The organism is Halomonas sp. GXIMD04776 (assembly GCF_049808615.1).
In the GTDB taxonomy this organism is placed as follows: domain Bacteria; phylum Pseudomonadota; class Gammaproteobacteria; order Pseudomonadales; family Halomonadaceae; genus Modicisalibacter.
In genome coordinates this window covers 59,669-76,125 of record NZ_JBNCAN010000020.1, presented here as the reverse complement: position 1 = coordinate 76,125, position 16,457 = coordinate 59,669, and the positions used below count along the sequence as shown (strand labels likewise).

Sequence of the window (16,457 nt, the reverse complement as noted above, 5' to 3'; positions counted from 1 at the left end):
GACATGGCGAATCGTATTCCCGCCGCATCGCTGGACCCGTCCCGCGATCGCGCGGCCAAAGACGCGGCCTATGCGCAGGTATCCTGGCCGGTCAACCTGACGCCCAGCAGCATCAGCTATCGCAGTCACGGCCACTTACTGATCATCGGTAGTGAACGTGACGCACGACTGGCTGCCCAACGTTTGCAGGATGCCGGCACGCTTGGCTCGATCGCCTTGTTGATCACCGCCGCCACGCCGGTTACCGAATCGGAGGGCATCGCTCAAGCCTATCGAGCCACGGAGGCGTTACCCTGCTACCAGGCCCGCCATCTGCGACTGAGCGGCTATCTCGGCGCCTTCCAGGCGGAGATTGCCGTTGAGGATGCGCCGGCACTCAACCTCGCCCGGGCCTGTATCCGGCGCGATCACTTCGATCTGGTGCTGGATCTGAACACACCGGCCCACCTCGACCTGCAGCTGCCGCCGCCGGGCTATCATGCGGTCGGCATCGATACTGTCGCCTATGACGAAGCGCTCGCTACCCTGGCCGACAGCGTGGGCGAGTTCGAGAAGCCCAAGTATTTCCAGATCAACCATGACATCTGTGCTCACGCCGGTCGCGGCCAGAGCGGCTGCATCCGCTGCCTTGACGTCTGTCCCGCGGATGCCATCAAGAGCGTCAAGCGGCGCATCGAGTCCTGGATCGAGATCGACCCCTATCTCTGTCACGGTGCCGGTAGCTGCACCAGCGCCTGCCCCACCGGCGCCATTCAGTACTTGCTCCCACAGCCTCAGCGTCAGCTCGATTTCGTTCGGCGTCTGCTCGCCGCCTATCGTCAGGCAGGCGGCGTGGCACCGGTCCTGCGCTTCTGCGATCAAGCCTGGCTAGAACAGGAACCGACGCCCGCAGCGCCTCATGTGCTCGATATACCCCTGGAGGAGCTGGGTGCCGCCGGTCTCGAACACTGGCTGGCGGGCATCGCCGATGGCGCGGCGGAAGTACGTATTCAGCGTCATGCGGGCCTTCCCGAGAGCCTATCCCTCTTAATAGACGATCAACTCGACCAGGCGCGTACGTTACTTTCCGCCCTCGGCCACGATCCGCTACGCATCATCACCCTCGATGAGTCGACGACTGTGCGCGACGCCCCGGCGCGTTTCGATTGTCTGATTGCACGAGAAGAGCCCGACCTGACAGCCCATAAACGCGATCGACTCAACGCGGTCATCGATTATCTGGGCAGCCAAGGTCAACCCAGCGCTCGCCGTGAACCTGTCCCCAGCGGCGCGCCCTTTGGTGCCATCAAGGTGGATGAAGCCGCCTGCACGCTTTGCATGGCCTGTGTCGCGGTATGCCCGACATCGGCACTGAGCGGGGGCGACAACTCCCCACGGCTTGGGTTTCGTGAAGCGGACTGTGTGCAGTGCGGTCTGTGCGACAACGCCTGTCCCGAGAATGCCATCACCTTGTTGCCAGGCTTTCTCAGCGATCTCGAAGCGCGTAACACCGCTCGAGTATGCAAGGAGGAAGACGCCTTCGCCTGCATCAGCTGCGGCAAACCCTTTGCCACCTCGAGCACGATCGCCAGCATCAAGGCCAAGCTCGTCGATCATCCCTACTTCGCCGGCGATGCGATACGCCGCCTGGAGATGTGCGAAGATTGTCGAGTCAAGGACGTCTGGCGCGATATGGCTCGCAATCCCGAGGCGCAGTTGAAGATATGAACACGACGGGGACCGGCGATGCCGGTGAACTGATGGAAGAGACCATGACAGCGACGGGTGATGAAGAGACGAGTGATGAAGCGGCGCTCAGGCTCAGCGGCCACGATGGCTTGCGTGCCGACATCTACCGTTTGCTGGCACGGCTTCTGAGAGAAGCGCCGGATGCGGATCTGCTCGGCTTTCTGGCAGACCTCGATATCATCGAGGACAATGGCGATCTTAAGACCTCCTGGAAGGCCCTTACCCTCGCGGCGGCCACGGCGCGCCCCGAAGGCCTGGAGCGCGCCCACTTTCGTCATCTGATCGGAGTCATTCAGGGCGAGCTGGTGCCCTATGCCTCCTGGTATCTGACCGGCTCGTTAATGGAGATGCCGCTGGTCGAGTTACGCCGCGATCTCAAGCGTCTGGGCTTTGAACGCGCCCCGGACGTCAAGGAGCCGGAGGATCACATCGCCGCCATGCTCGAGGTGATGGCCATGCTCATCGAAAGCGACCCCGAGCAGCAGGCGATTTTCTTTCAACGCCATCTGGCCTCCTGGGGCAGCGACTTCATGACCGACCTCGCCCGGGTCGATACCCCTTTCTATGCCAGTGTCGGCCAGTTGGGCCACACTTTCTTGCAGCAGGAGGCTGCACTGAACGTACCTGACGAAACGCCACGCGCTATCGCCTCTACTACCCTATTCGATTCACCTGATTCATCACGACACGACCCCTCGACGCCTTGACTGCGTTGGGGCAGAACGTCGCTATCAACAATGATGTGCTGAGGAAATCGCCATGAGCCACACACCCGACAAACCCGCCAGCCAACCGACCCTTGGGCGCCGTCGTTTTCTAAGGGTTCTAGGCCTGGGCACCGCCGCCGCGGGGGCTGCCGCCGGTCTCGGCAATGCCACCTTCGTTCACGCCAGGAGCAAGGATGACGATCCCGGCGATGCCATCGATCAGCCACGTCTGTATCGCGAGACCGATCATGTCCGCGCCTTCTACGCCACCCTGCGCGACTGAGCGCTCAACCGAGGATTCGTTATCATGCGACTGACACGTAAATCCGCTCAGCCCGTCGAACCCATTGGCAAGGGACTCGGCGTCACACGCCGCCAGTTCCTGCAACGCAGTGGTGTCGCCACCGGCGGCCTGGCAGCGGCAGGCTTCATGGGCAACACCATGATGCGTCGCGCCGATGCCCAGGAAAAAACTCAGGTCTCGGATGCGCCCATCGAAACCAAGCGCACCATCTGCTCTCACTGCTCGGTGGGTTGCGGCGTCTATGCCGAGGTGCAGGAAGGCGTCTGGACCAAACAGGAACCCGCCTTCGATCATCCCATCAATCGCGGCGCCCATTGCGCCAAGGGTGCCTCGCTACGCGAACATGGCCACTCTTCCCGGCGCCTCAAATATCCGATGAAACTCGAAGGCGGCGAGTGGAAACGCCTTTCCTGGGAGCAGGCCATCGAGGAAGTGGGCGACAAGGTGCTCGAACTGCGCGACAAGCACGGTCCCGACAGCGTCTACTGGCTGGGCTCGGCCAAGTTCAGCAATGAACAGGCCTACTTCATGCGCAAGTTCGCCGCCCTGTTCGGCACCAACAACACCGATCACCAGGCGCGTATCTGTCACTCCACCACCGTGGCCGGGGTGGCCAATACCTGGGGCTATGGGGCGATGACCAACTCGCTCAACGACCTGCAGAACAGCCGTTCGATTCTGTTCATTGGTTCCAACCCTTGCGAAGCCCACCCGGTGGCCATGCAGCACATCTTGCTGGCCAAGGAACGCAGCAACGCCGAGATCATCGTGGTCGATCCACGCTTCACTCGCACCGCTGCCAAGGCCACCAAGTACGTGCGTCTGCGCCCGGGCTCGGATGTCGCCTACGTGTGGGGTCTCTTGTGGCACATCTTCGAAAATGGCTGGGAAGACAAGACCTACATCGAACAGCGGGTCTACGGCATGGACAAGGTGCGCAAGGAAGTGGCCGCCTTCACCCCGGACGTGGTCGAGTCCGTGACCGGGGTGCCGGAAGCCGAGATGTACGACGTTGCCAAACGCCTGGCGGACAATCGCCCCGGTTGCATCGTGTGGTGCATGGGCGGCACCCAGCACACCACCGGCAACAACAATACCCGCGCCTACTGCATTCTCGAACTGGCGCTGGGCAACATCGGTAAATCCGGCGGCGGCGCCAACATCTTCCGCGGCCACGACAACGTCCAGGGCGCCACCGATCTGGGCCTAATGTCCCACTCCCTGCCCGGCTATTATGGCCTTTCCGAAGGCGCCTGGCAGCACTGGGCGGAAATCTGGGACGTCGAGTATGAATGGCTCAAGAGCCGATTCGATCAGACCGAATATGCCGGTGGACCGCCGATGTACAGCGACGGCATCACCGTGTCCCGCTGGATCGATGGCGTATTGGAAAAGGACGAGAATATCGCCCAGCGCACCAGCCTGAAGGGGATGTTCTACTGGGGTCATGCGGTCAACTCTCAGACCCGCGGCCCGGAAATGAAGAAGGCCATGAATCAGCTCGAGCTGATGGTCATCGTCGATCCCTACCCTACCGTTGCCGCGGTCATGCACGATCGCAGCGATGGCGTTTACCTGTTGCCCGCCTGTACGCAGTTCGAGACCACCGGCAGCGTCACCGCCACCAACCGGGCACTGCAATGGCGCGACCGGGTCATCGAGCCGCAGTTCGAGTCGCGCCCCGACCACGAGATCATGTATCTGTTGGCCAAGAAACTAGGCTTTGCCGAACAGCTATGCAAACACATCAAGGTCAACGGCAACGAACCCCTGGTCGAGGACATCACCCGAGAGTTCAACAAAGGGATGTGGACGGTCGGCTACACTGGCCAGAGTCCGGAGCGTCTCAAGAGCCATCAGCAGAACTGGCATACCTTCAGCTTTCGCACCATGCAGGCCGAAGGCGGTCCGGCGGATGGCGACTACTATGGATTACCCTGGCCTTGCTGGGGCAACGCCGAGATGAATCATCCCGGCACACCTCTGCTTTACGACACCAGCAAGCCGGTCAAGGAAGGTGGCCTGACCTTCCGTGCCCGCTTCGGCGTCGAGCGCGACGGTGTGAGCCTGCTGGCGGATGGCGTCTATAGCAAAGGCTCGGATCTCAATGACGGCTATCCGGAATTTACCGCTGAGATGCTCAAGCAACTGGGCTGGTGGGAAGAGCTTAGCGACAAGGAAAAGGCGGCCGCGGAAGGCAAGAACTGGAAGACCGACCTTTCCGGCGGTATACAGCGGGTCGCCATTGATCACGGCTGCGCGCCCTTCGGCAATGCCAAGGCGCGCTGCGAGGTATGGACCTTCCCGGACCCCATTCCCAAGCATCGCGAACCCTTGTACACGGCACGGCGCGACTTGGTCGAGAAGTTCCCGACCTGGGACGATTTCGAGTCGCTTTATCGTCTGCCGACCCTCTACCGCTCGATCCAGGAGAACGACGTCAGCGAGCGCTACCCGATCACCCTGACCTCGGGACGCCTGGTGGAATACGAAGGCGGTGGTGAAGAGACCCGCTCCATGTCCTGGCTCGCCGAGTTGCAGCAGGAGATGTTCGTCGAGATCAATCCGGCGCTGGCCAACGATCTGGGCATCGAGAACGACGACATGGTCTGGCTCGAAGGCGCTGAAGGCGGTCGTGTGAAGATCAAGGCCATGGTCACCCCTCGCGTCGGTCGCGATGTGGTGTTCATGCCTTTCCACTTCGGCGGCGTGTTCGAGGGCAAGAGTCTGGCGAGTCATTACCCGGAAGGCGCTCAGCCCTATGTGCTGGGCGAGGCGGCCAACACCGCCACGACCTATGGCTACGACAGCGTAACCCAGATGCAGGAGACCAAAGTCACCTTGTGTCGTCTTGAGAAGGCCACCGCCTGAGCCGCTTGAACTAACGACCCGACAGCGACATTCGGGAGCGAGGATCGTCTCGCTCCCGATGAGGAGAAGAACATGGCGACAATGAAATTCATGTGTGATGCGGAGCGCTGCATCGAATGCAACGGCTGCGTCACCGCCTGCAAGAATGCCAACGAAGTGCCCTGGGGCATCCAGCGCCGCCGAGTAGTCACCATCGATGATGGCGAACCCACGGAAGTCTCCATTTCGGTGGCCTGCATGCACTGCGACGATGCGCCCTGTATTGCCGTCTGTCCGACCGAGACACTCTATCAGCGCGACGATGGCATCGTATTGCACGATAAGGATCTATGCATCGGCTGCGGCTACTGTCTGTATGCCTGCCCCTTCGGCGCGCCACAATTCCCCAAACAGAACGCCTTCGGCGAGCGCGGCAAGATGGACAAGTGCACCTTCTGCGCGGGTGGCCCAGCGGAAACCAAGGAAGAAGAGTACGAAAAGTACGGTGCCAACCGCATCGCCGAGGGCAAACTTCCGTTGTGCGCCGAGATGTGTTCGACCAAGGCACTGCTCGCCGGCGATGCCCAGGAGGTCGCCGACATCTTCCGTCAGCGCGTCGTGCAGCGCGGTCACGAGGACGGCGCCTGGTCGGGCAATCAGCGTCGCGAGCGCAGCCAGCGCCAGGGCGCATCGGTCGATAACCTGGCCTACGATGCGACCCGTCAAGGGTAAGGAGGCGATCATGCGGTCACTCACTAGGCTTTCGCGGCACTTATTGCAGGTGGCAACCTTGCTGTTATTCACCTTCGCACTGAGTTCTGTCGTCGTGGCGGAAGAACAGTCTCAATCCCGCGGCGAGGGCTGGACGCCTCAGGGCGAAATAGCGACATCGGTCGGGCCGGTGACCGCCGATACCTGGCGCCAGGTGAGAGACGGCGAGGATTTCATCGACACTCGGGCCGACTCCACCTACAACCTGATCAATCAGAGTGGCGAGTACTGGCGTCAGGTTCGCAATCGCTGGATATCCCCGGGGGGGCTGATCGCCGTTGGCGGTATGCTGGCGATTATCCTCGTCTTCTACTTGATCGTCGGCAAGAAGACCCTCGATAACCCTCGCACCGGACGCAGGATGCTGCGCTGGACCGCTATCGAGCGGGCAATGCACTGGACTCTGGCGACGTTGTTCATTGCCTTGGCCTTGACCGGACTCAACCTGCTGTATGGCAAGTTCGTGTTTCGACCGCTGTTCGGCGACGGCTTCTGGGCGCCGATGATCTCGGGCACCAAGTTGATACACAACTATCTGGGGCCGCTGTTCGGCATCATGTTGATCCTGGTGCTGGCCAAATGGTTGACCATCAATATTCCCAAGAAACACGACTGGACCTGGTTCAAACAAGGGGGCGGTATCGTCGGCAAGGCACACCCGGACGCGGGATTTGCCAATGCCGGGGAAAAGGCATGGTACTGGCTGCTTGCCAGCGTGGGACTGCTGGTGGTGGCGAGCGGTCTAGTCCTGGATTTTCCTAACTTCGATCAAGGGCGCGACACCATGCAGTGGGCCAACATGGTGCATGCCATCGGCTCCCTGGGGCTGGTGGCGGTGGCGTTGGGCCATATCTATATCGGCACCCTGGGCACCGAAGGCGCTTTCGAGGCCATGAAGACCGGCTATGTCGATGAGACCTGGGCCAAGCAGCATCACAACCTGTGGTACGAGGAGGTCATGCACAAGGCCGATACCGCGCCTGAAGAAAAGGCCGCGGATGATGGAACGGCGAAAGCCCATCGCCCCAATTGAGTTGCACCGCAAGACGTTCTGGATCGACCCTTTCGACACCGCCCCTTTCAACAACAGGGGCGGTGTCTTTTGTTATGATATTCACCTCATTGTCAGCCCTACGGAGATCGGACCATGCAGCATATCGATGACACCACTCGCACCGAGATCGAGGCCGCCGCCTTTCGGCGCTTGCTCGATCACCTCGATGCCCATAAGGAAGTGCAGAACATCGACCTGATGATCCTGGCCGATTTCTGCCGTAACTGCCTGTCCAAATGGATGGTTGCCGCCGCCGAGGAACGAGGCGCGGAACTCGACTACGATAGCGCCCGAGAATATGTCTACGGCATGCCCTACGAGCAGTGGAAAAAGAAGTATCAGACACCTGCGACAGCAGAACAGCAAGCCGCCCTCGAAGCACGCCACAGCCACAAGGAAAATGCATGAGCGCCGATCGTGACGCCTTTGTCGCCCTCAATATCGCGGTACTGACGATCTCGGATACCCGCACCGAAGACACTGACCGGTCGGGGCAGGCCCTGGTCGAACGCCTGCGTGAGGCCGGGCACACCGCCATCGATAAGCGCATCGTCGTCGACGACGTTTACCGCATTCGCGCAGTGGTTGCCGAATGGATTGCCGATGAACGCATCCAGGTGATCCTGACCACCGGCGGCACCGGTTTTACCGGGCGCGACTCTACCCCGGAGGCAGTGGGCGTGCTACTCGACAAGACCATCGAGGGCTTCGGTGAATTGTTCCGTCACCTCTCCTGGCAGGAGATCGGCAGCTCGACGGTCCAGAGCCGTTGCCTGGGCGGACTGGCCAACGCCACCGTGGTGTTCTGCCTGCCCGGTTCCACCGGCGCCTGTCGCACCGCCTGGGACGGCATTCTCAAGGAGCAGCTCGATAGCCGTCATCAGCCCTGTAACTTCGCCAACCTGGTCATCCCCGGTCGAGGTCAGCATGGCTGAAATTGGAAAGGTCGAGATTGGAAAGGCTGAAATGTCCGGCAATGGAATGCAAAGCGTCGAGGCGGCGCTTGCGGCGTTGCTGGAAAGCCTCTCGCCGATGGATGCCGAGTGCCTAGACGTCGATAAAGCCGCAGGTCGCGTGCTGGCGGAAGATGTAAACGCCCAACATGATGTTCCGCCGGCAGACAACAGCGCGATGGACGGATATGCCCTGCGCGCGGCGGATGCCGGTCGGATATTGCCCGTATCCCAGCGCGTTGCCGCCGGTCATTCGCCGCAACCTTTGGCACCTGATAGCTGTGCGCGCATCTTTACCGGGGGTGAGATTCCCCCCGGCGCCGATTGCGTCGTCATGCAGGAAAGGGTCGAGGAGTGTGCTGACGGCATGCGCATTCCCGCGGATATCCCGACCGGCGATAACGTTCGTCGTCGTGGCCGTGACGTGCAACGCGGTAAACGGCTCCTGCCGGCAGGAACCCGGCTGGAAGCAGCGGCGTTGGGCCATCTGGCGGGCCAGGGAGTGACCGAGGCAGCGGTACGACGCCGGCCCAGAGTGGCGCTGCTCTCCACTGGCGATGAAATCATCGATCCAGGCACGCCATTGCGACCGGGACAGATTTACAACTCCAACCGCCCCATGCTCAAACGCCTGCTGGAGCGCTTCGGTGCCGAAGTGGTCATGGCCGTCTCGGTATCCGATAACTTCGAGGCCACTTGCCAGACATTACGCCAGGCGGCGGAACAGGCCGATGTGGTGGTGTCTACCGGGGGAGTGAGTGTCGGGGAAGAAGATCACGTCAAGCGGGCTTTGGAAAGCCTTGGGCAACTCGATCTCTGGCGCCTGGCCATGCGCCCGGGCAAACCCCTGGCGCTGGGACGATTACCCCGCAGCGCTGAAAATACAGATAAAGGCGAGGCGCGCTTCGTCGGACTGCCCGGCAACCCGGTCTCCGGCTTCGTGGGTGCCTGGATCTTTCTTCGGCCCTTGCTCGGCGCTCTGCTCGGCTGCCCCGCCTTGTCCAGTCTGCCCCGCCTGCATGTCCGCGCCGGCTTTGCCACCAGCACCCAGGCGCGGCGCCACTATATGCGGGTCATGCTCGAATTCGGCGCTACCGGGATTGTTGCGCAGGCGTTTGAGGATCAGAATTCCGCGGTGCTGTCATCCTGCGTCGAAGCGGATGCCTTGGCAATAATTCCCGCCAATAGCACCATCGAGCAAGGCGAAGTGATCGAATGTTTGTGGCTGATCGAGGGGTAAGCGAAGACCTAGACGCCCAGTTGACGGTTCAACTCCGGCCACAAGCGGGCAAAATCCTGTTCAAGCACAGCATAGTCGGCTTTCAGCCATGGAACGAGCTCAGCCAGACGGTTGGGGCCGGATAACCGCCTCCCGACGCCGGCTACGGCGCTGCAGGTAAAACTGAAATCCGCGTAGCCGTTCAACCAATCCTGCTCGATCAGTATCGGCATCATGCTGGCCAACCGAGCCGGTGCCGGGCGCTCATCAAGCAGGCGGTAACAGCGTTGAACCAGGGCTTGGTCGCGACTGTCGCGGATACAGGTGCGGGCGACGAAGTGATCCCACACCAGATCGAGCGCGATGCCGACGTAGCGTCGCCCTTCCCGAGGCGCCCTGGCCCGAGCATCAAGAATCACCGGATGCGCATCGACAACCGCATCCACTCGTCGATGGTGTCGTATGCCCGCGGCGATGTCGCTCGACCAGTCACTCAGATTACTTCCCTTGACCCCATCGGCAATCAGATTACCGTAAAGGAAGGCATCATTGCCGCCTCGGGCCAGCCAGGCATGGGCCAGAAAATTCAGAAGCGTCCTCGCATCGACAAAAGCCCCGTCATAAACAGTTGGTGGGCTTGGGCAAACCCGCCAACCGGGCGCCGACCTTGGCCGGACTCTCGGGGAACAGCCTCATCAGATGTAGGGACTTGCCCTTCTCCGGCCCCAGGGCTTGCCCTACCGCCTTGACCAAGGGGCGCATGGCCGGCGCCATCTCGAAGCGCGCATAGAAGTCACGCAATACGTCGATGACCTCCCAATGCTCCGGCGTTAGCGTCCGCCCTTCCTCAACGGCCAACGCCTCGGCCACCGCGGGTGTCCAGTCCGAGAGATTCACCAGATAACCTTCGGGATCCAGCAGGATGTCGCGTCCTTCAACTCTGAGAGAACGCGCAGCGATCGTCGTCGTCATCAGAACCAACTCACCGTACGCTCGGCTTCTTCGGTCAGCTGCACGAATCCATCCATATCCACGACAATGACCTGCTCGGCGCAACGCCCCTCCAGACCCCGAGACGCCAGATCCTCACGTAGCGCAAACAAGCGCCCGGAGATCGAAGAAAAATGCTCGACCAGAGGTGCCACGGCGCCATAAACGCCATCCTCTGTCAGCAATAGACAGTCATCGTCACCCATGGCGCGCAACGCCTCTCGATAGACATGACTGGACGCCACAGAACGATTGAGTAGGTGCAGTAACATTATTGGTCGTCTCCTTACGACAAAGCCATCCCGCAACGAACCATTCTCACCTCTCCTCCCCTGTTTATGCCGATCGCTAAAAACTGAATACCGGCGCATGTCGTGAGAATACATCCGGCAGCTCTCCGGGGCTGACCTGCGTTACCGGCAACTGCAGGTCCGCTTCGGTCAGACCGCGTTGAGCAAGGGATTCGGCATCGACCAACAGTGTATCAATATCGTACATGGCCAGCATATCCAAGGTCGGGTGCGTTCCCTTCTGGCCCAATGCCCCTTGCTGCTGCCCACTAATAAGCGCTTCGACACCATCGCCCAGAAACAGCAGGCTGACCGTCTGGCCGAAGGCGGCCCCAACGAGTGCAACGTCCAGTCCCTCTCGTAACCAGCTACTGCCATGCGGTGCATGGCGTAAAACCACGAGCATGCCGGTTGAGAGCTCATCGTTTTTCATTCATCCCCCCTCCTAGGGCGAAAAGGTGATCAAACGATCATGGGTCATTGCGGCCTCGACCAGTTGCCCCACCCCGGTCAGCTCAAAGCACTCTGCGAGGCTGTGGCCCTGTTTGCCATGGCGATGTGATTCACGCTCGTCGATCACACCGCGCTTCAATGCCGCCGCTACACAAACCAATAGCGCAGTGCCCTGTTCATGATGCAAGCGGCACCAGGCGTCCACCAAATGAGGTTCGTCCTGGGGCGGCGTCGCCAACCGCTGAGCGTTGTAGACACCATCATGATAAAAGAACACCGTCTCGAGTCGATGACCCCGATCGATCAACGCCGCTGCAAATCTCAGCGCCGAGTGCGACGCCTGATGGCTGTAAGGGGCGCCTTGGACAAGCAGTGCATAACGCATGACCCGACATTACTCCGCGACGACAGATTCAAAACAAAGCGGCCCCGCCTTGATAGGCGGGGCCTCGTGATACTACAGCAACGACTATCCGATCAATCGTTGTTCATCACACCCAGTATGGACAGCAGGCTGATGAACAGATTATAGATCGAAACGTAGAGCGTGATGGCGGCCAGAATGTAATTGGTCTCACCCGCTCTGTGCACGATTTCACTGGTCTGGTACAGAATCACCGCGGAAGAAAACAGCACGAAACCTGCAGAAACCGCCAGGGCCAGCGCAGTGATGTTGAAGATCATCGCCACCACCATCGCCAGAATAAGCACGATGGCGCCGGCCAGCAGGAAGTTGCTCAGGAAGCTGAAATCCTTCTTGGTGATCAAGGCGACGGCGGACAGGCCCAGGAAGGTCGCCCCGGTCATGGCCAGCGCTGTCATCACCAACTGCGCACCGTTGGGGATCGACAGATAGAGGCTCAATACCGGCCCCAATGTAAAGCCCATGAAGCCAGTGAAAGCGAAGGTTGCGAGCAGCCCCATCGCTGAGTTGGCGGTCTTGTGGACCAGGAACATCAAGCCATAGGCACCGATGAAGAACACGAAGATGTTCATCTGGCCAACGCCCATGGCCATGGCGGCTCCGGCGGTAACAGCCGAGAACAACAAGGTCATTGCCAGAAGCATGTAGGTATTGCGGAGAACCTTATTGGTACTGACCGCACTGGTCTGGCGCTCAGTCACATGCGACGACTGCTGGTAGGCCATTGAATTAAGCTCCTAAGAGGTTGGGATACGAATAATAGACCAAGAATGCAGCCTGATCGTTCCCCGCGCAAGTGCATTACACCAACGCTGGCTGATTCGGATAACGATTACATCAAAGAGCCTCATGACCGAGGCTCTTCTTCGCTATCAGTATCAGCCGTCAGGAACTGTCATTGATAGGGTGGTGCTTCAGGGCTGCTTGGGACCGTCGAGATTCAGACGCAAGGCTACCGAGGTGTTGCGAGAAACCTTGGCCACCTCGAGCGCATGCCGAGTCATTTCTTCTTCTAGTTGCTTGAAGGCCTGTTCATCGTTCTGCTGCATTTCACGTAGCTGATTCTCTGAGAGATTCTTGCTACCGAGATAATCTTTGCCGGCCTTGCGCAACGTGGAGCCTAGCTCACCCGCGGCCAGCTCGTGGAACTCGTCCTTGTCTTCACCGGTATTCAGGATCGTGATTTCCATGTCGTGCTCCTTTGATTTTTACGTACCGACTCAATATAAGCGAAATCTATCTTAACAGCCATGTCAAACAGGCGTCCATCGGCGTCACAACCCGGCAATCCGGCGGATCGCCTTTATCCGTGGGTCAATACTGCTTGAAGTGATGATGACGCTGCTCGAAGTACTCATGCTGGGTCAACGTATCTATTGCCTCTCGCAGGCATTCCGGATCGTTGGGATCGTCGATCTCGATCAGCAACAGGTTGGAGACTCCTTCGGTACCAGCGCCTTCGGTCGGAATGTGCTGAGGGTCACTCATCAACTCGACGTAGCGGTGAGAATCATCATGGCGACCTACCGCACCGACGATATGGACATCGGCGAGCTGAATGCCATACGCCTCCTCTATCGGTATTCGAGTAATGTTTTCCATCATGCCTACCTCTCACTTGCATCTGTTCAAGAAAGCTCAAGAAAGTGTCATATCAAATGTCGGCGCTAGCAGTGAATTTCCACTCTTGAGGCTGGACGGCACTCTGTTCGTTTCACCTTAGTCGAGAATATGCGGTTTAACCCTCTGATTGCCAACGCCCTTGACGAATCAGCCAAAGTTGGTAGTATTTAGCGCCGTGAGCCGGAGGGATGGCAGAGCGGTTGAATGCACCGGTCTTGAAAACCGGCAAGGGTTAACGCCCTTCCAGGGTTCGAATCCCTGTCCCTCCGCCACTTGTTTTTTCAACTTAATCACTTACATCAATATTTCCAGCCTACCCCACATCCCCCCTCAAAAAGTTTGAATGTAGTTAAACAACCTAATCGAGCCTTTGACAGTTAAGTTCCCAAGACCGCCATCTGACGAGCCGACACGCTTTAGAAATCAAAGAACACCGTCTCGCTGTCGCCTTGCAAGCGGATATCCAGGCGATAGCGCACCTTGCCATCGGCCTCCTCGCGCTTGGCGATCAGGGTCTGGCGTCGCGCCTCGGACTCGATGCGCGAGAGCACCGGGCATTTCGCATTGGCCTCGGCTTCGTCCTCAAAATAAAGCCGGGTCTGCAGATGAATATTGATCCCCCGGGCGAAGATCGACAGGTTGATATGCGGCGCCATTACCTTGGCACTGCGCTCGCTGGCCAGGTAGGAATCCTTGTCGTCGATGGCGCCATGTTCCTCATCAAGGCCATCCACGCGTACCGGGCCAGGCTTGATGGTTTTCAGCGTCCACTCGCTGCCGTGCTCGAAGGTGGTGGCGGTACGCCCGAAGCTGTTGAAGGATTGCTCGAGGTCGAACTCGTGCCGATAGACGCCGCTACTATCCGCCTGCCAGGCCTCGATGAAGGCGTCGCGCACCAGATCGCCGTTGCCGTCAATCACGGTGCCGACCACCTCGATATGTTCGCCCTGCGCGTCATCCTTAGCCATCTCGTTCCAGATTTCTTCATCCCGGGTCGGGTTACCCGCGGCGGCCAGCGCCAGGCCGATATGCACGTAGGGGCCGGCGGTCTGGGAGGCGGTCTCGCGCAGCATCAAGGCGTCACTGGGCCGGGTGTTGGGCTGTTGCATGTTGTCGTTTCCCATTATTGATTCTCGAACCGAACTCATTGATTTTCGAAATAGGTCTGCAGCTCGCCGCGCACCACCAGATCGAAGCGATAGGCGAGGCTATCCATGGGATTGCTGCGCGCCATGTCCAGCCGTCCGATCATGGTCTCGACCGCGTCCGGGTCGTTGAGGGTATGCACGATGGGGCACTTCGGAATCAGCGGATCGCCCTCGAAGTACATCTGGGTGATCAGTCGCGTGGAGATCGACGGCCCCATCACCGAGACATGAATGTGCGAGGGCCGCCAGCTGTTCACGTCGTTGGGCCAGGGATAAGGGCCTGGCTTGATGGTACGGAAATGATACCAGCCCTGGTCATCGGTCAGGCAACGGCCGACGCCACCGAAATGGGGGTCCAGCGGCGCCAGGTAGTTGTCGTTCCTGTGGCGATAACGACCACCGGCGTTGGCCTGCCACATCTCCACCAGGGTATGCGGTACCGGCTTGCCAAACTGATCGACCACGCGACCGAACATGATCATGCGCTCGCCTATCGGCAACCCCTGCCCCTGGGTGAAGTTCATCAGCAAATCGTTGTCGTAGGGGCCCATGCGCAGCCCGCGAAAATCGGGCCCCGAGAGCTCGGAAACGGTCGGGTGCTGCATGCTGACCAATGCCTGGCGGGGCGAGCGTGCCACGGTGGTCTTGTAGCCCGGGGCGTAAGCGGGTGGATGCCAGTTGCGGTCGCGCGCCACGAAGCGCCGAGTACTATTTTTCATGTTAAAGACTCTTTCTAGTCAATAGGGCTTGAACGGTTACGATCAACTCAAAGCGTTGCCCCAGCCCAACCGCTTGGCTTCGGCGAAGGCATGATTGGCCGCCGGAACGCCGGCGTAGATGGCCACGTGCATCAATACCTGACGCAACTCTGCCTCGCTTATTCCCAGACGCTGAGCGGTCTTCAGATGCAGTTCCAGCTCCTGGCGCCCCAGCGCCGCCAGAATGGCGGTGGTGATCATGCTGCGCTCGCGATGGGTCAGATCAGCGTTGCCCCATAGCTCGCCCCAGGCCAGGCGGGTGATCATTTGCTGGAAGGGGGCATCGAGGGTAGTGGCGGACTTCGATGCCTTGTCGACATGCGCCTCGCCGAGGACCTGCTTGCGGGTTTCCAGCCCCTGAGCATACGCAACGCCCTGCTCATCGACCTGGGGGCGATCCACGGCCAGCCACTCAAGCAGACGCCGGGCGACTGCCTCGGGGGATTCCACCGAGGGCACATGAGCGAAATTCTCGAGGATCTCCAGGGGGGCGTCGTCGCACTCCGCCGCCAGGATCTTCAGGGTCTCCGGCGGTGTGGCCATGTCCTCGCTGCCGCCCAGCAGATGTACGCTGACGCTGCTGTCCTTGAGCTTTCCACGGAAATCGGTGCGCCCGAGCATCTCGCACAGCTTGGCGTAACTCTCGCCGTTGGTGCGCGCCATCTGCACCTTCCAGCCGGCTTCCATGGCCGGTTCGCTCTCGCGCTTGGCCTCGGAAAACCAGCGCGGCACGACCTCATCGGTCAATGCCGCGATGCCTTCCTCACGCACGCGACCGGCCCGGGCATTCCAGTTGTCGGTGCTGCCGATCACCGCGCCGGTGTTGGTCAGGGTCGCCGATAGCAGTTTTTCGGCATGATCCACCAACAGCTGCTGACCCACCACGCCGCCGATGGAGGTGCCGACGAAATGAAAGCACGAGGCGCCGGCATGCTCGGCCAAGGTCAACGCCTCGTCCGCCAGATCCTCGGGAGCAATCTCGCCCTGCCCCCAGGCTTCGCTGGCACCATGGCCCGGCAGGTCCCAGGTCAGTATTCGATAGCGCGGCAACAGCGCCGGCAGAATGTCGTCCCATACCGCCTGGGTCATGCCCAGCGGATGCGCCAGCATCACCAGCGGGTTGGCCACATCGCCCAGTAGACGATAGGCGACGCTGCGACCATTGATAGTCAGAAATGCCATGAA

The 16,457-nt window shown here is 60.1% G+C and carries 20 protein-coding genes and 1 tRNA gene; 10 read left to right on the top strand and 11 right to left on the bottom strand.

The genetic code is table 11. The features are described from left to right. The first annotated feature begins 3 nt into the window (after window positions 1-3). The 9 genes from ACPF7Z_RS14105 to glp all read left to right on the top strand — a co-directional run bounded on the left by ACPF7Z_RS14105 (window position 4) and on the right by glp (window position 9,607). Entirely contained in the window at window positions 4-1,707 is a 1,704-nt protein-coding gene (locus ACPF7Z_RS14105) for a 4Fe-4S dicluster domain-containing protein (protein ID WP_425193884.1), read from the top strand. Beyond that, a complete protein-coding gene (locus ACPF7Z_RS14100; protein WP_425193883.1) occupies window positions 1,704-2,435 on the top strand; it encodes a TorD/DmsD family molecular chaperone in 732 nt (243 codons plus the stop codon). Before ACPF7Z_RS14105 ends, ACPF7Z_RS14100 begins: the two co-directional genes overlap by 4 nt. 52 nt (window positions 2,436-2,487) lie before the next feature. Continuing rightward, the gene (locus tag ACPF7Z_RS14095; protein ID WP_425193882.1) at window positions 2,488-2,718 is read left to right on the top strand and encodes a twin-arginine translocation pathway signal; all 231 of its coding nucleotides are present in this window, start codon (window positions 2,488-2,490) and stop codon (window positions 2,716-2,718) included. 24 nt (window positions 2,719-2,742) lie between these two features. Further along, window positions 2,743-5,610, top strand: coding sequence for a formate dehydrogenase subunit alpha (locus tag ACPF7Z_RS14090; protein WP_425193881.1), 2,868 nt, complete (start codon window positions 2,743-2,745; stop codon window positions 5,608-5,610). A gap of 72 nt (window positions 5,611-5,682) precedes the next feature. Then, window positions 5,683-6,321 (top strand): formate dehydrogenase FDH3 subunit beta, encoded by a 639-nt coding sequence (gene fdh3B / locus ACPF7Z_RS14085; RefSeq protein ID WP_425193880.1) that lies wholly within the window; start codon window positions 5,683-5,685, stop codon window positions 6,319-6,321. Between the two features lie 10 nt (window positions 6,322-6,331). Next, entirely contained in the window at window positions 6,332-7,393 is a 1,062-nt protein-coding gene (locus ACPF7Z_RS14080) for a formate dehydrogenase subunit gamma (RefSeq protein WP_425193879.1), read from the top strand. Window positions 7,394-7,507: 114 nt separating this feature from the next. Next, complete coding sequence (locus tag ACPF7Z_RS14075) at window positions 7,508-7,822, top strand: DUF1244 domain-containing protein (RefSeq protein ID WP_425193878.1); 315 nt, start codon at window positions 7,508-7,510, stop codon at window positions 7,820-7,822. Next, complete coding sequence (gene moaB / locus ACPF7Z_RS14070) at window positions 7,819-8,349, top strand: molybdenum cofactor biosynthesis protein B (protein ID WP_425193877.1); 531 nt, start codon at window positions 7,819-7,821, stop codon at window positions 8,347-8,349. Before ACPF7Z_RS14075 ends, moaB begins: the two co-directional genes overlap by 4 nt. Next, window positions 8,342-9,607, top strand: coding sequence for a gephyrin-like molybdotransferase Glp (gene glp / locus ACPF7Z_RS14065; RefSeq protein WP_425193876.1), 1,266 nt, complete (start codon window positions 8,342-8,344; stop codon window positions 9,605-9,607). Before moaB ends, glp begins: the two co-directional genes overlap by 8 nt. Before the next feature lie 8 nt (window positions 9,608-9,615). Here the strand turns inward: glp and ACPF7Z_RS14060 are convergent, their stop codons facing one another. From ACPF7Z_RS14060 to ACPF7Z_RS14025, 8 genes are all read right to left on the bottom strand, one after another. Beyond that, the gene (locus ACPF7Z_RS14060; RefSeq protein ID WP_425193909.1) at window positions 9,616-10,176 is read right to left on the bottom strand and encodes an ACP phosphodiesterase; all 561 of its coding nucleotides are present in this window, start codon (window positions 10,174-10,176) and stop codon (window positions 9,616-9,618) included. Window positions 10,177-10,204: 28 nt separating this feature from the next. Beyond that, window positions 10,205-10,558, bottom strand: a complete 354-nt coding sequence (locus tag ACPF7Z_RS14055) for a TusE/DsrC/DsvC family sulfur relay protein (protein WP_425193875.1) — start codon at window positions 10,556-10,558, stop codon at window positions 10,205-10,207. Then, window positions 10,558-10,848, bottom strand: coding sequence for a sulfurtransferase complex subunit TusB (gene tusB, locus ACPF7Z_RS14050; RefSeq protein ID WP_425193874.1), 291 nt, complete (start codon window positions 10,846-10,848; stop codon window positions 10,558-10,560). The genes ACPF7Z_RS14055 and tusB overlap by 1 nt, the downstream gene beginning before the upstream one ends. 76 nt (window positions 10,849-10,924) lie before the next feature. Beyond that, window positions 10,925-11,299, bottom strand: coding sequence for a sulfurtransferase complex subunit TusC (tusC, locus tag ACPF7Z_RS14045; RefSeq protein WP_425193873.1), 375 nt, complete (start codon window positions 11,297-11,299; stop codon window positions 10,925-10,927). Between the two features lie 12 nt (window positions 11,300-11,311). Continuing rightward, the gene (gene tusD, locus ACPF7Z_RS14040; protein ID WP_425193872.1) at window positions 11,312-11,704 is read right to left on the bottom strand and encodes a sulfurtransferase complex subunit TusD; all 393 of its coding nucleotides are present in this window, start codon (window positions 11,702-11,704) and stop codon (window positions 11,312-11,314) included. A 92-nt stretch (window positions 11,705-11,796) separates the two neighbouring features. After that, window positions 11,797-12,468 carry a Bax inhibitor-1/YccA family protein gene (locus ACPF7Z_RS14035; protein WP_425193871.1) on the bottom strand — a complete coding sequence of 224 codons (672 nt, stop codon included), beginning with the start codon at window positions 12,466-12,468 and terminating at the stop codon, window positions 11,797-11,799. A 189-nt stretch (window positions 12,469-12,657) separates the two neighbouring features. Further along, window positions 12,658-12,933, bottom strand: coding sequence for a hypothetical protein (locus tag ACPF7Z_RS14030; RefSeq protein ID WP_425193870.1), 276 nt, complete (start codon window positions 12,931-12,933; stop codon window positions 12,658-12,660). Between the two features lie 124 nt (window positions 12,934-13,057). After that, on the bottom strand, window positions 13,058-13,348 hold the full coding sequence (locus tag ACPF7Z_RS14025; RefSeq protein ID WP_425193869.1) for a hypothetical protein: 291 nt from the start codon (window positions 13,346-13,348) through the stop codon (window positions 13,058-13,060). A gap of 200 nt (window positions 13,349-13,548) precedes the next feature. On the opposite strand from ACPF7Z_RS14025, the gene ACPF7Z_RS14020 reads away from it, so the two are divergent. After that, window positions 13,549-13,638: transfer RNA gene (locus ACPF7Z_RS14020), tRNA-Ser, on the top strand. Between the two features lie 144 nt (window positions 13,639-13,782). Here ACPF7Z_RS14020 and ACPF7Z_RS14015 read toward each other — a convergent pair. From ACPF7Z_RS14015 to ACPF7Z_RS14005, 3 genes are read right to left on the bottom strand one after another with little or no spacing between them, the layout of a single operon-like run. Beyond that, entirely contained in the window at window positions 13,783-14,475 is a 693-nt protein-coding gene (locus ACPF7Z_RS14015) for a protocatechuate 3,4-dioxygenase subunit alpha (RefSeq protein WP_425193868.1), read from the bottom strand. Between the two features lie 35 nt (window positions 14,476-14,510). Continuing rightward, complete coding sequence (gene pcaH, locus ACPF7Z_RS14010; protein ID WP_425193867.1) at window positions 14,511-15,233, bottom strand: protocatechuate 3,4-dioxygenase subunit beta; 723 nt, start codon at window positions 15,231-15,233, stop codon at window positions 14,511-14,513. A gap of 42 nt (window positions 15,234-15,275) precedes the next feature. Then, window positions 15,276-16,454 (bottom strand): alpha/beta fold hydrolase, encoded by a 1,179-nt coding sequence (locus ACPF7Z_RS14005; RefSeq protein ID WP_425193866.1) that lies wholly within the window; start codon window positions 16,452-16,454, stop codon window positions 15,276-15,278. Window positions 16,455-16,457: the final 3 nt, after the last annotated feature.

Coding starts and splice junctions, on each gene's coding strand:
- ACPF7Z_RS14105 (WP_425193884.1), top strand. CDS start 4: ATGGCGAATCGTATTCCCGCCGCATCGCTGGACCCGTCCCGCGATCGC.
- ACPF7Z_RS14100 (WP_425193883.1), top strand. CDS start 1,704: ATGAACACGACGGGGACCGGCGATGCCGGTGAACTGATGGAAGAGACC.
- ACPF7Z_RS14095 (WP_425193882.1), top strand. CDS start 2,488: ATGAGCCACACACCCGACAAACCCGCCAGCCAACCGACCCTTGGGCGC.
- ACPF7Z_RS14090 (WP_425193881.1), top strand. CDS start 2,743: ATGCGACTGACACGTAAATCCGCTCAGCCCGTCGAACCCATTGGCAAG.
- fdh3B (WP_425193880.1), top strand. CDS start 5,683: ATGGCGACAATGAAATTCATGTGTGATGCGGAGCGCTGCATCGAATGC.
- ACPF7Z_RS14080 (WP_425193879.1), top strand. CDS start 6,332: ATGCGGTCACTCACTAGGCTTTCGCGGCACTTATTGCAGGTGGCAACC.
- ACPF7Z_RS14075 (WP_425193878.1), top strand. CDS start 7,508: ATGCAGCATATCGATGACACCACTCGCACCGAGATCGAGGCCGCCGCC.
- moaB (WP_425193877.1), top strand. CDS start 7,819: ATGAGCGCCGATCGTGACGCCTTTGTCGCCCTCAATATCGCGGTACTG.
- glp (WP_425193876.1), top strand. CDS start 8,342: ATGGCTGAAATTGGAAAGGTCGAGATTGGAAAGGCTGAAATGTCCGGC.
- ACPF7Z_RS14055 (WP_425193875.1), bottom strand. CDS start 10,558: ATGACGACGACGATCGCTGCGCGTTCTCTCAGAGTTGAAGGACGCGAC.
- tusB (WP_425193874.1), bottom strand. CDS start 10,848: ATGTTACTGCACCTACTCAATCGTTCTGTGGCGTCCAGTCATGTCTAT.
- tusC (WP_425193873.1), bottom strand. CDS start 11,299: ATGAAAAACGATGAGCTCTCAACCGGCATGCTCGTGGTTTTACGCCAT.
- tusD (WP_425193872.1), bottom strand. CDS start 11,704: ATGCGTTATGCACTGCTTGTCCAAGGCGCCCCTTACAGCCATCAGGCG.
- ACPF7Z_RS14035 (WP_425193871.1), bottom strand. CDS start 12,468: ATGGCCTACCAGCAGTCGTCGCATGTGACTGAGCGCCAGACCAGTGCG.
- ACPF7Z_RS14030 (WP_425193870.1), bottom strand. CDS start 12,933: ATGGAAATCACGATCCTGAATACCGGTGAAGACAAGGACGAGTTCCAC.
- ACPF7Z_RS14025 (WP_425193869.1), bottom strand. CDS start 13,348: ATGATGGAAAACATTACTCGAATACCGATAGAGGAGGCGTATGGCATT.
- ACPF7Z_RS14015 (WP_425193868.1), bottom strand. CDS start 14,475: ATGCAACAGCCCAACACCCGGCCCAGTGACGCCTTGATGCTGCGCGAG.
- pcaH (WP_425193867.1), bottom strand. CDS start 15,233: ATGAAAAATAGTACTCGGCGCTTCGTGGCGCGCGACCGCAACTGGCAT.
- ACPF7Z_RS14005 (WP_425193866.1), bottom strand. CDS start 16,454: ATGGCATTTCTGACTATCAATGGTCGCAGCGTCGCCTATCGTCTACTG.